The organism is Paenibacillus profundus (assembly GCF_021369635.1).
GTDB classification, from domain to species: Bacteria; Bacillota; Bacilli; order Paenibacillales; family Paenibacillaceae; genus Paenibacillus_B; species Paenibacillus_B profundus.
The window spans coordinates 11342-23991 of the sequence record NZ_JAJNBZ010000051.1 but is presented as its reverse complement, the minus strand read 5'-3'; the positions used below and the strand labels follow the sequence as shown (position 1 = coordinate 23991).

General features: G+C 39.2%; 11 protein-coding genes and 3 pseudogenes. 11 read left to right on the top strand and 3 right to left on the bottom strand.

The window, feature by feature from the left end:
• The first annotated feature begins 348 nt into the window (after positions 1-348).
• From LQV63_RS29485 to LQV63_RS29470, 4 genes are read left to right on the top strand one after another with little or no spacing between them, the layout of a single operon-like run.
• Positions 349-1362 (top strand): siderophore ABC transporter substrate-binding protein, encoded by a 1014-nt coding sequence (locus tag LQV63_RS29485; protein ID WP_233699382.1) that lies wholly within the window; start codon positions 349-351, stop codon positions 1360-1362.
• Positions 1363-1396: 34 nt separating this feature from the next.
• Positions 1397-2407, top strand: coding sequence for an ABC transporter permease (locus LQV63_RS29480; protein WP_407672990.1), 1011 nt, complete (start codon positions 1397-1399; stop codon positions 2405-2407).
• Complete coding sequence (locus tag LQV63_RS29475; protein WP_233699380.1) at positions 2404-3468, top strand: iron chelate uptake ABC transporter family permease subunit; 1065 nt, start codon at positions 2404-2406, stop codon at positions 3466-3468. Before LQV63_RS29480 ends, LQV63_RS29475 begins: the two co-directional genes overlap by 4 nt.
• Positions 3465-4217 (top strand): iron ABC transporter ATP-binding protein, encoded by a 753-nt coding sequence (locus tag LQV63_RS29470; RefSeq protein WP_233699379.1) that lies wholly within the window; start codon positions 3465-3467, stop codon positions 4215-4217. The genes LQV63_RS29475 and LQV63_RS29470 overlap by 4 nt, the downstream gene beginning before the upstream one ends.
• 12 nt (positions 4218-4229) lie before the next feature.
• On the opposite strand, the pseudogene LQV63_RS32380 reads toward LQV63_RS29470, so the two are convergent.
• Positions 4230-5105, bottom strand: a pseudogene (locus LQV63_RS32380) (IS30 family transposase); the annotation flags it as partial.
• Between the two features lie 822 nt (positions 5106-5927).
• Here LQV63_RS32380 and LQV63_RS29460 point away from each other — a divergent pair.
• The 3 genes from LQV63_RS29460 (at position 5928) to LQV63_RS29450 (ending at position 8190) form a co-directional block, all read left to right on the top strand.
• Positions 5928-6212, top strand: coding sequence for a hypothetical protein (locus tag LQV63_RS29460; protein WP_233699378.1), 285 nt, complete (start codon positions 5928-5930; stop codon positions 6210-6212).
• 396 nt (positions 6213-6608) lie between these two features.
• Positions 6609-7547 (top strand): helix-turn-helix transcriptional regulator, encoded by a 939-nt coding sequence (locus tag LQV63_RS29455; RefSeq protein WP_233699377.1) that lies wholly within the window; start codon positions 6609-6611, stop codon positions 7545-7547.
• Positions 7548-7611: 64 nt separating this feature from the next.
• Positions 7612-8190, top strand: coding sequence for a type 1 glutamine amidotransferase family protein (locus LQV63_RS29450; protein WP_233699376.1), 579 nt, complete (start codon positions 7612-7614; stop codon positions 8188-8190).
• Between the two features lie 273 nt (positions 8191-8463).
• Here the strand turns inward: LQV63_RS29450 and LQV63_RS29445 are convergent.
• Positions 8464-8772 (bottom strand): annotated as a pseudogene (locus LQV63_RS29445) (Tn3 family transposase); the annotation flags it as partial.
• Positions 8773-9003: 231 nt separating this feature from the next.
• Here LQV63_RS29445 and LQV63_RS29440 point away from each other — a divergent pair.
• Positions 9004-9669: an MBL fold metallo-hydrolase gene (locus tag LQV63_RS29440; protein WP_233699375.1), complete on the top strand. Its 666-nt coding sequence runs from the start codon at positions 9004-9006 to the stop codon at positions 9667-9669.
• 628 nt (positions 9670-10297) lie between these two features.
• Here LQV63_RS29440 and LQV63_RS29435 read toward each other — a convergent pair.
• A pseudogene (locus LQV63_RS29435) lies at positions 10298-10500 on the bottom strand (YitT family protein).
• A gap of 264 nt (positions 10501-10764) precedes the next feature.
• Between LQV63_RS29435 and LQV63_RS29430 the strand changes: the two are divergent.
• The 3 genes from LQV63_RS29430 to LQV63_RS29420 all read left to right on the top strand — a co-directional run.
• The gene (locus LQV63_RS29430) at positions 10765-11136 is read left to right on the top strand and encodes a hypothetical protein (protein ID WP_233699374.1); all 372 of its coding nucleotides are present in this window, start codon (positions 10765-10767) and stop codon (positions 11134-11136) included.
• Complete coding sequence (locus tag LQV63_RS29425; protein ID WP_233699373.1) at positions 11133-11912, top strand: alpha/beta fold hydrolase; 780 nt, start codon at positions 11133-11135, stop codon at positions 11910-11912. Before LQV63_RS29430 ends, LQV63_RS29425 begins: the two co-directional genes overlap by 4 nt.
• A gap of 178 nt (positions 11913-12090) precedes the next feature.
• The coding region (locus LQV63_RS29420) for a WD40/YVTN/BNR-like repeat-containing protein (protein ID WP_233699372.1) at positions 12091-12650 on the top strand (560 nt) is incomplete at its 3' end.

The following is a 12650-nucleotide window of genomic DNA, read 5'->3' as shown; positions in this document are numbered from 1 at the left end:
TGACCGCCTATGCGTTCGACTTTGAATGCTATCTTCTTTCGTTCAACTTATATAGACAACTTTTTTAAGACAATTTTCTGTAATCAACTGGGCTCATATAGCCTAGTGTTCCATGAATTTATTTAAGCTGTCAAAAAATAATTGACAATATATTTTGAATTGATATACTAAATATAATGTTGAAATTGAGAATCATTATCGTTGCTGTTTTTGTATTGTCGCTGTGCACTATAGTGAAATAGAGATAATTATTATTTAAGTCGCGCATAAAAACATACATAGATAATAATTTCATCAATTCAATAATCTGTTTGTCTATAAAGCTTATATAAGGGGAGAGTATGGGAAATGGGGAAATTTAAATTAACTGTTTTTTTAGCAATTTTTGTTTTGATGTTGGCAGCTTGTTCAAATTCAAGTAATGAAAATGGTAAAACTGAAACGAATGGGCAAGAAAATCAAGCAACTAAAGCTTCAACGGTTGAAATCACGGATGCTCATGGAACTGTTACCGTTCCTGTGAATCCAAAAAATGTAATTGCTCTGGACAGTAGAACTTTTGAAACTTTAGCTGATTGGAAAATTGAATTAGTGGCTGTACCAAAAGATGTAATGCCTGCGGATTTATCATATGTAAAGGATGATTCGGTTCAAAATATTGGAAATCACCGCGAACCAAATCTTGAAATTATAGCAGCTGCAAACCCTGAACTTGTAATTATCGGTCAAAGATTTGCTAACTATTATGAAGATATAAAAAAATTAGTGCCAAATGCAGCTGTTATTGATCTTAATTTTGACGTTTCTGAGAAAACTGATAAACCTGGGGAAAACTTAGTAAATGGACTTAAGAATGCTACAATTACTTTAGGACAAATTTTTGATAAAAATGAAGAAGCTAAACAATTGGTAGCTGATTTTGATAAAGCTGTCGAAGATGCTAAGTCTGCATATGATGGAACGGATACAGTTATGAGTGTTGTAGTTTCTGGTGGAAATATTGGTTTTTCAGCTCCTCATTCTGGACGTGTTTGGGGACCAATGTATGAAATTTTCGGATGGACTCCAGCATTAGAAGTTGACGGTTCTTCATCAGATCATCAAGGTGATGAAGTTTCTGTTGAAGCTATTGCAAAAAGTAATCCTGATTGGCTTTTCGTACTAGATCGTGATGCTGCAATATCTTCTTCAACTGATTCAGTTCCTGCTAAGGATGTTATTGATAATTCACCTGCTCTTCAAAACGTAACTGCTGTATCTAAAGGACAGATCGTTTATGCACCAAATGACACTTACACAAATGAATCAATCCAAACCTATATAGAGTTATTTAAGAACCTTGCAAATACTTTAGCTAAGTAGTCTAAAGGAGTATAACATAGTGCTGAAAAAGACAATACAAAAAATTTCCGGGGTTGAGAAAAATTCTCAACCCCAGCTTTATAACCACAACAAGTTATGGACAAAACCTTTTATATTAGCGATTATAGTTGTTATTATTTTAGGAGTTATATCCCTATTTACTGGAGTTTATGATATACGCGGACAAGAGGATGGAATGGATATGTTTTTCATAACTCGTGTTCCAAGAACAGCTGCATTAATGCTTACTGGAGCTGCCATGTCCATGGCAGGACTCGTAATGCAACTTATTACACAGAATCGTTTAGTTGAACCTACCACAACAGGAACTATTGAATGGGCGGGTTTGGGACTTCTTGTTGTTTACTTATTATTTCCTGCACCAACGTTAGTTCTAAGAATGACTGGTGCAATTGTTTTTTCTTTTATAGGAACTATGATTTTCTTTTTATTTTTAAGAAGAGTTAAACTCCGTTCGTCTTTAATTGTCCCAATTATTGGACTGATGCTTGGAGCAGTCATTTCTGCAGTGTCCACTTTTATTGGGCTCCTTTTTCAAATGACGCAGAGTATTGAAACTTGGTTTGTAGGTTCTTTTGCGGCCGTTCAGGTGGGAAGATATGAATATTTATGGCTAATTGTTATCGTTACTTTGCTTATTTTTATTTATGCTAATAGATTGACTTTAGCTGGACTAGGAGAAGATGTCGCAACAAGCCTTGGAGTTAATTACAATAGGATTGTTCTTTTTGGGACTGCCCTTATTTCTTTTGCAGTTGGAATTGTTGCAGCTGTTATTGGAAACTTACCTTTCTTGGGTTTAATTGTCCCAAACATTGTTTCAATGTTTAGAGGCGATGATCTTAGGAGTAATTTACCTTGGGTATGTGTGATAGGAATGGGGACTATAACTGCCTGTGACATCATTTCTCGAACAATTATAATGCCTTTTGAAGTACCTGTTTCTTTAATACTTGGAACAGTGGGGGCAGTCGTGTTTATTACTATTTTATTGAGACAAAGAAAACCAAGGAGGCTACGATGAACACATTGGAATATAGAAATAAAGAAAATGTCGAAATCGATTCTAGCCTTCATAATGAAAAAAGATCAGCTAGAGCTTTTCGTTCTAAGAAGGAAGAAAGACGTTATTGGATTTTGCTGATAACATTGATTGCTTTGGGCATCCTTTCTTCATATGGACTTTTAGTTTATAACAATCCAGTTCCGTTAGATTCACCTTCTTTTATCCCAGTTGTTATGAGAAGGATAGTAGCTCTTGTTGCAATGATTATTGCTGCAGTTTGTCATAGCTTGTCGACTGTTGCTTTCCAATCGATTACGAATAATAGGATTATAACTCCTTCGCTTTTAGGTTTCGAATCACTTTACTCAACAATTCATACTAGTACAATATTTTTCTTTGGTGTTGGTGCATTGATGAATTTTACTGGTGTTGTACCATTTGTATTTCAAGTTATTGTTATGGTCTTGATGAGCTTGATACTTTATGGGTGGTTGCTTTCTGGAAAGTACGGAAATTTGCAGATTATGCTTTTGGTTGGAATTATTATTGGCACTGGGCTAAAATCTGTGTCTTCTTTTATGAGAAGACTTCTTGCGCCTTCTGAGTTTGATATTTTACAGGCAAGATTGTTTGGTTCTGTCAATAATGCGAATTCTGAATATTTTCCTATTGTAATTCCAATGGTAATAATTGTAGCATTATTACTTCTTGCTAATTCTAAGAATTTAAATGTATTGTCACTTGGAAAAGATGTCTCTACTTCTTTTGGAGTTAAACATCAATCTAGTATAATTTATACGCTTATATTAGTTTCTGTTTTGATGTCAATTTCAACGGCTTTGGTTGGACCACTTACTTTCTATGGATTTTTAGTTGCAACTTTGAGTTATCAAGCGGCACCAACTTATGATCACAGATATATTTTTCCAATGGCTCTTGCTATAGGGTTTTTGATAATAACGGGTGCATACTTTTTAATGTATCATGTATTCAATGCTCAAGGTGTAGTTTCAGTTATTATCGAATTATTTGGTGGAATAATATTTTTAATCGTACTTTTAAGGAAGAGGTCTTTATGATAAAGATTGATAATGTTAGAAAGTTGTATACGGATAAGGTAAAAATAGGACCTTTGAATATTGAAATACCAAAAGCTGGTCTTACTTCTTTAATTGGACCAAATGGTGCTGGAAAGTCTACGACACTTTTGATGATTGGAAGACTTTTGGATATGGATGAAGGCCAGATTCAGGTGGCAAATATGGATGTTTCTGAATCTAAATCAAAAGACTTAGCAAAAATTTTAACTATTTTGCGTCAAGAAAATCATTTTGTAACGAGGCTTACGATTAGACAACTAGTTGGATTTGGACGTTTTCCTTATTCAAAGGGAAGATTAACTAAAGAGGATGAGGCTATTATTTCTAAATATATCGATTTTTTAGACTTGACTGATCTAGAAAATAGATATTTAGATGAGCTTTCTGGTGGTCAAAGGCAAAGGGCATATGTAGCAATGGTTTTGTGCCAAGAGACTGAGTATGTACTTTTGGACGAGCCTCTGAACAATCTTGATGTTGCTCGTTCTGTTCAAATGATGGAGCATTTGAGGCATGCTGCTAATGAATTTGGAAGAACAATTCTGACTGTTATGCATGATATAAATTTTGCAGCCAAATATTCTGATAGAATTTGTGCTATGAAAGATGGACAAATTGCCGCTTTTGGAACAGTAGAAGAGGTTATGGATCCAGAAGTTTTGACAGATATTTTTGAAACGAAAATAGAAATTATCGATGGTCCTTATGGGCCAATAGCGATTTATTAGTTAGACGGATTGTCAAGCTAAGTGCGACAGCTCATTCATGAAAGCTTCGTTAGCAGACTTCCAACCTAGACATTTACAAGGGCGATTGTTAATGAGATAGATAGCTTCGGCCAAATTTTCATCGATGACCCGAGCAAAATCATGGCCTTTAGGGAAGAACTCCTGAAGAAGATCATTTCCGTTCTCATTAGAGCCTCGTTGCCAGGAAGAATACGGATCTGAAAAGTAAACTTTTAGGTGATGAACGGTCTCAAGGTTGGCATAACAAGCAAACTCTTCCCCGCGATCCACGGTAACAGTTTGAAAGGCAGCCTGAGGATATTGACTTGCAACCACCCAAAGGCTACCTCCATCGAATAGGCGGTGCGATCGGGCATTTTCAAGCCCATGTAGTGACGAATCTTACGCTCTATGAAAGTGGCTACACAGGTCTTACTTTTGCCACTGCTAGAGACAACGGTATCCAACTCCCAGTGATCGAAGGTTTCACGCTTGCGAACTTCCTTTGGGCGCTTGCTAATTGGTGTGCCTACCATGAACTTACCTCGAGTCTCCACAGGTTTCTGACGCTTACCTTTATGCCGTAATACTCGTACATCACCGGCTGCGAGCAGTCTATCGTAAATCCACCGATAGATGGCTTTGAAGCAGACGAAGGGCTTGCTCTCAGCTCGACGCTTCTCTGCTATCTGTTCCGGTGACCAAGTCTGACTCAGCTTCTCAGTCAGTTCGCTTGCAAGCTCAGGAGTATATTTGCCGACAGGAACACTGGATGCTCTGCGGTAACGATAAGCTTACTGAGCTTCGTACACACCTGTTCTAGCTGCCGCGCTCGATTTCTCGTGCGATGGTGGAATGGTGTCTACCCAATTCACGACCAATTTCTTGTGTTGTATGGTAACTCCCATTTTACACGAAACTGACATGAGCCTTTTTAGTTGTCGCACTTCATATTACAATCCGTCAAAAAATAAAATTTAGTCTCAACGGGTTGCTAACGGTTTAAAAAAGATATGAGTTATCAAGATATCTGATTTTTACAAAGATTAATTGATAACGAAAGTCGGAGTAACAACTTTTAAATAATCCCTATTTAGGGATGACCACATCCCCGGCTCTTTTTCTGCAGATTTATGCATTGTATGCATGTCGACAAAACACTACTGTATAAACATAAATAGCATGCATACAAGGTTTTTTTTTACAAGAGGATTTATCAATTTATACGAGTCAAAATGGTCTTTGTGGATCCGACTAAAATAGATTATCAAATTCATTGAGACATTATTTACGAGAATTCAAGGGGTTTAGGCCTCATTTTTGCAGCTTTCGTGATTCATCATATGCGTGTGTGTGGTGTCATAATTATTGAGGAAATTTTTAAAATTAATAAGATAAGATTCTCCTATTTATTGAGAAATGTATAAATATACATCAATATACAGAAATGTTGTATATATAATTAGAAAAGTGTAATAACTTTATATGAAGACAAGAGTGGAGTGCTTAAAGTGCTTCACTCTTTATTTTTTCATACGAGGTGAAAGTAATGACACAACCCTTATTAATCCGTTTGACGCCTTTTGTTGATGAAGTATTAGACTCACAGGGCGGCGCTGAACTAACGGGTAGTTTAGTGCATTTCCCAAGGATGCATCTTTCCACTCTATAACAGCGTCGGAGGAACTGAGGGGTGAGTTTTTAATGCGAATGACAAGTAACATCTTGGGAGCAGCATTACTATTTTTTATGGCAAGCTGCGAGAATGAACAAGGAAAGGCTATCCCTGAGAAATCAAACTCTTCACACGTATCAGGGTCGCATCCCCAGGACGTAGCAAGAACAGGCGATCAAGTTGTGGTGAGCCGCTCGCTTGGCTTCGGAAGCATCAACGCAGCGCCTTACGGTACTTTTACAGAAAAGAAGCAGATCGAGATCTTCACACAAGCGGTTCAGTCTGCTGAGAAAATGCAAGGCATGCTCGATGTGAGCTAGCCAGATTACGACGTCGTGATTAAGCAAGGCAGAAAGCGGGTGGGAAATTCACCTGTGAATCGATGCGCGTTATGCGCACGGCATGTATACCTACGTCTCCGATACTGGCACAGGGTATAAGCTGACGACAGAATCAACCCGTGATTTATATAACCTTATCTGGGGCATAAGGTACGATTCCAAGCAAGTTGCAACCAACGGAGATTTCGTGAATGCACATAGCTCCATGGCTCGGCAAAACTGTAAGGTGCCTTGGTATGACCTTAACAAGCATATTTTGTGGAAACACCAAAAATATGCTTGTTAATTACTGTTTAACGTAATACAGATAACATCGTCAGGACGTTGTGATATAATATTTCACATAATAAAGTAATGCTTGTAGAAGGTGTTTTTTTGAAGATTGATAGGTTGATAAGTATTATTAGTGTATTGACAAATAAAGAACGAGTTACTATACAAGAATTAGCGGATAAATTTGAAGTATCTAAACGTACAATATTTCGTGATTTAGATACATTAAACATGGCTGGAATTCCAATTGTTTCTTTTCCCGGGATTGGAGGCGGAATTTCAGTATCAGAGGGATATAAGTTAAATAGAATTATTTTATCAGAAGAGGATATTAAAAACCTATATGTCGGATTAAATGGATTGAGAAGCATTGAAAGTGAAGGCTCAATACAATATTTAATAAACAAACTTTTGCCTAAAGATGAAAGTTTGATAATTGCTGAAAGTGATATAATCATTGATCTTTCATCATGGTTTGAAGAAAGCGAAATGCAAAAAAAGGTCAAAAAATTTCATACCGCAATTTTGAATAGGCAATGCATTGAAATGGAATATATTTCAATGCACTCTCAATCCAAGAGAATTGTTGAGCCTCATAAACTTGTTTTCAAGCAGACATATTGGTATCTATATGCTTTTTGTCTGGAAAAAAATAATTTTCGCTTATTTAAATTATCACGAATATTATCCTATAAGGTATTGGAGAGCATATTTTGCTACAGACCTAATGGTGAAATCAATTTCGATATAAATAATACTATTTCTTCTACCTCTGAATACCCTATAGAAGTTTTATTAGAGTGTGACAATGAGGACAAATTTTATATCGTAGACAAAATAGGTTCAAAATATTTACAGCCTAGTGATGACTGTGAAGTTAAAAAATGCTTGATTCGCTTTTATACTTCTAACATTGATTGGGTCGCAGATTTAGTTATTAGCCTTCAAGGGAAGGTTCGTGCAATTCAACCAACATCGCTACGTCATACAGTGAAGAAAAAACTTGAAAAAATGCTTTCCTTCTATAAAGATGACATATAGCTGTCATCTATTAACCTGTAAAATTATATCTAGAAATAAAAAAACAAGGAAGGAGGCTAAAAGCATGAAAAAAGAAATACTTGTGTTTATTTCGGAAAACTATGCAGACTGGGAAAGTGCTTTTATTTGTTCAGAGCTGAATAAACCAGAAACAGGATTCATCATTAAAACATTGGCAGTTAATAAAAATCCAATAAAATCAATGGGTGGTTTCACGGTTGTTCCAGACTATTCAATTACTGAAATTCCAATACATTTTCATATGCTTATCTTAGTGGGTGGAACTTCATGGCTGAAAAGTGAGAATGATGATGTAAAGCAATCAGTTGATTTATGCATTAAAAAAGGTATTCCGATTGCGGCGATATGTGATGCGTGTACTTTTTTAGCAGATAAAGGATATTTAGATGATAAAGAGCATACAGGCAATTCACTAGCCTATTTAGAGGAGTATGCACAAAGCTATAAAGGCTCGAAGCACTTTATTGAAAAGCAAGTTGTTTCAAAAGATGGATTGATTACTGCTAACGGAACATCAGCGGTTGAATTTGCTAAAGAAATTCTTAAATATTTGCAGGTAATGCAAGAAAACAAATTAGAAGATTGGTATAAAATGTTTAAATTGGGCTTTTATAAAGAATAAAAATATGTCCTGCGGTAATAAAAAAACGCAGCTGTGGCATGTGGCATACGGTTTCTTGCGCCCATTTTTTATGCGACACCTTTCGGGGATTTTCCCGCAAAGGTGTTTTTTTGTGCCCTTTTTTGACCGCTATTCTATGGGACAAGCCCGGTTGTAACTTCGGGCCAACATGGCCCGAAGTGCCATGCTGTCCCGGTTGCCGCTCCCCGCCGCCCTCCGTTTCGATTGCCATCCCTAAAAAATCGAAACGGAGGAATTACACATGGCAAGAATGTCATCAATCGACCGTCCGCGCGCTCTTAACGCTTGTATCGACCGTTCCAAGTAGACTGTATTCCACAGTACAATGGCTGCTACCACCAGATTGAGGCTGGAAGCACGATAGCGTTGATTCTCGAAACAGCGGTCACGCAGTTCGCCCAGTCGGTTAAAGAATACCGCGCGGGCCAGTGCATTCTTGGATTCACCTTTGTTCAGGCCAACCTGTACCCGGCGGCGTAGCTCAACATTTTGCAGCCAATCCAGCGTGAAAAGCGTGCGCTCAATAGGTCCTAATTCCCGAAGCGCAACGAACAAGTGGTTGTAAAAGTTACACCATTTACGCAAATAGTTTTTCCATTGAAACCTCCGTATCTTTTTACGGTCTCAGTTCGTTTACAAGGAGAAATCAACTGAAAACAGGAAAGTGGGGGTATAAAAAATGAGTGTTTAAGTTCCTTATGTTGTCGAGCAAACCGCTCGAGGTAAAAGATCAAGGGTGAGGACTTTACTATTATTTTATGTATAAATTTCATTTTACGGAGGCCCGATATTATGGAAATTTCAAAGGGAGTAGAAATGCTTCATCTAGATTTTCATGGGAATATTGTTCACCCAATTCTTTTGTGGGATCGAGAAATGGCTGTTTTAATAGACACAGGATTCCCAGGGCAAATTGAAGATTTACGCGTGGCAATGGAAAAGGTAGGAGTGTCGTTCGACAAACTAAAAGTTGTGATTTTGACGCATCAGGATGTGGATCATATAGGCAGTCTTCCTGAGATTTTGCAGGAGTGTGGCAATAATGTTAAAGTATATGCACACGAACTGGATAAGCCGTATATTCAGGGGGAGATACCTCTTTTAAAAGATGGTCACCTTGAGAATCCCCCGAAGGGCAAAGTGGACGATACCTTAATAGATGGTCAGGAACTGCCGTTTTGCGGCAGGATTCGCATCATCCATACTCCTGGGCATACTCCTGGTCATATCAGCCTTTATTTAAGGCAAAGTAAGACTCTCATTGCCGGGGATTCGATGTACAGTGTAAACGGGATTCTCGGGGGAATTCATGTCCCGACCACACCGGATATGAATGAAGCTCGTCTCTCATTGAAAAAGTATTTAGATCTCGACATTGCATCCGTGGTTTGTTATCACGGGGGATTAAGTAATGTAAATGTTAATGATCAGATATTAGGACTTAGCCAGGGATTATAAAGGTAAAGTTTCAGCAAATTATCTTTTGGTGAAACGATGTTGTTCCGCTAACGAAGAACGTTAGTTGAACTTCACTCTAGCTGCGATTTCGAAACCGGATTCCCTTGTAGAGAGTAAAGGGTCCGGTTTTCTCATGTAACGAATTGATTAGCGTACAATTTTTTCCGTTTCGTGAGGTGACCCCTATTAGACTGAGAAAATAAAGTCGTAGAATAGGAAAATAAAGCCTTAGACTGACGGTGCGTCAAACGGGACACGATAGTTGAATAGCAAATAGTTCCGGTAAGTTCCATTGACTTTAGCATTTCATAACCTGTCACGCAATCATGGCTTTGGCCACCGGTGAGTTCAAAATGCAAGGGATTGCCTAGCGCATTGTTGAAGACGATGGTGGGCAATAAGATTGAGGAAATCGAAGCCATATCCAAACATTGCGATCGTTGCAGTCCATGCTGGCAGGGCTGCTCGAAACGCCGCAGGAGCACATTCTCAATTATATGAACTCTTTCAAAATCCCAGATTCGTCCAAGTTCAGAGTCTTCGTCATCCGTTGCTTTACTTCAATGAGAAGAAACTTACTACGCGCCAGAGGGCAGCAAAAGCGACTCCTTCTCGGCTCCACCCGAGCTCAGTGAATAGCGGATTTCTCGAAGCCGCCGCCAAGCACATCGGAGACATGCTCAATAGCGATGAATGCTTTTGGATCGATTTCCGGGACGATAGCTTGGCAAGCTCCAGCCTGATGACGACACAGTAGATGACTTCCGTTTCCTCCTTGCTGTAGCCTCCTCTGGCGTAATTGAAGGTGGTCGTCTGGCCGAGCCGGCTCATAATCGCCTCCGACACTTCCTCGAAATCTTTGGTAATTATCGTCACCGATTTCGATTCGTTCAAGCCTTCCAGAAAGAACTGAAGGGATGCTGCGGTAAATTTACGGACATATCGTATTTGAACAAGGAAGCACCTCAAAGCTTTTTAGAATAACTTTTGTTGAGAATGTGTCACGTTTTGGGACGGCGAAATGTATCGTGTGGTAGCATCATTATGAGGATTATGCTGGTTGGAAAACTCAATTGACAAAGGAGGGGTTCTGGCATGCAAATGGCACTGCATTTGATGGAACCGTGGTTAATCGAAAATCAATATACGAAATATAATCTAGGGGAAAGTGGTGTAGAAGAACTTTCATTGGGAGAAATTCTGGAGCTCACACCTGGTGCAAATGCCATTGTTCCCTTTCCGGCATTTCAGACTCTATATCAGTCTTTCCCGTTTCTGAAAGATAAAACAATCAGCAGCCAGCATTTTGCAGAAAAGCTGGTTGCGAGTACGGAGATATCTGTTCTTCCCGGTAAAGTCTTCGGGCGGCCTGGACACTTCAGGGTTGGATTTGGCCTTCACCCTGACAAATTCCGCAGTGCAATGGTACTGATGTCTGAATTTATTGCATCAAGAGCATGGGAATGAGACTAGACGGTTCAAAATTCCAAGGTCGTTATTTTGAGGGCTTCCATACCTGCGCTAACGCTAAGTTGTACAGTAAATATTCACGGATAAGTACACCAAGTGTAATTTTTATAGCCGGATTAGGCGATAGCTGCGAGACATGGAATGAGGTCCAAGACCGGATATCGCAGGAAACATCAACCTTTTCCTATGACAGGGCGGGTGTTGGCAGGAGCCAAGCGGCGTCCGTCCCGCGGACTTGCCATAGTCTGGTCGAGGAGCTCTCCGAATTGTTGCTGGCGCTTGACGTGGAACCGCCCTATGTATTAGTGGGACATTCTTTTGGCGGTTTGGTCGCCAGATTGTATGCAAGTCTTAATCCGCAGCTCATTTCCGGTATGATTTTGGTTGACGCTGCGCCCGAATATAAAGAGGTTGCGTATGAAAAGGTTTTGCCTGAAAAGCTGGTTTCAGGAAATAGGGAATATCTTGAAAACCCTATGTTGAATAGTGAGAAGATCGATAAGGTACAGAGCTATAAGCAAATCGTTGATCATTCCCGACAAAGTGACATTCCTCTCTCCATTATTACAAGAGGATTACCCGATATGGGTGACGAGGAATGGCCTCATCTGGAAATACTCGGAATTGAGCAAAGGCTGCAAGCTGAATTTCAGTGGCTGTCAACGTCAAGCAAGTACCGGATTGCTGGTCGCAGCGGACATTATATTCATCACGATGAACCGGAAATTGTGATAGAGGAGATTATGATAATGTTGAAGGGGATGGGAAAGTGAGCGATACAAGGATGAAATTCACGCTGGACCTGCAAAGAATTGAGGAGGAGCAATGCTGTTCACCCGGGCGATTACTGATTCGCGAATGAATTTTTTTATTTAAGGTTCGTTAAAGGTATGGTGTTTATAATAAATTCGTAAGGTAGCTGCCTACAAGAAATCAACATGGAGGTATCGTATGAATAACATTATGAACACAGCAAAAAAGAAAGCAGGCACAGCCATCCTGTGCGGCGCACTTGTTCTCACATTAGGAACAGGAACTACCTTTGCAGCCGATTCGACTGATTCTGTTCTTATGAAAAGCGAAGGCGGAGTCAAAACTTACTCCACAGATGGCGGTCAAACATGGAGAGAACAGGTTTCAGAGGGTGTGCTGACATTTGGCAACAAAGATAGAAAAATCAAAATCAAAAATGCCTCCGCATCCAATGATGTAATTGGAACAAAGGTTATGGTAAAGTCCGAGAACGGTGTTAAGTTGTACTCTACTGACGGAGGTCAGTCTTGGAGTGAGAACGCCCCTGAAGGTATGCCAACATTCAACCCTGGCGCTGGAAATATAAAAATCAAAAACGACTTCGAATCAAAAGATGGAATTAAAACAAAGGTAATGATAAAGTCGGAAAACGGTGTTAAGTTGTACTCTACTGACGGAGGTCAGACATGGAGTGAGAATGCTCCTGAAGGTATGCCAACATTCAACCCTGGCGCTGGAAATATAAAAATCAAAAACGA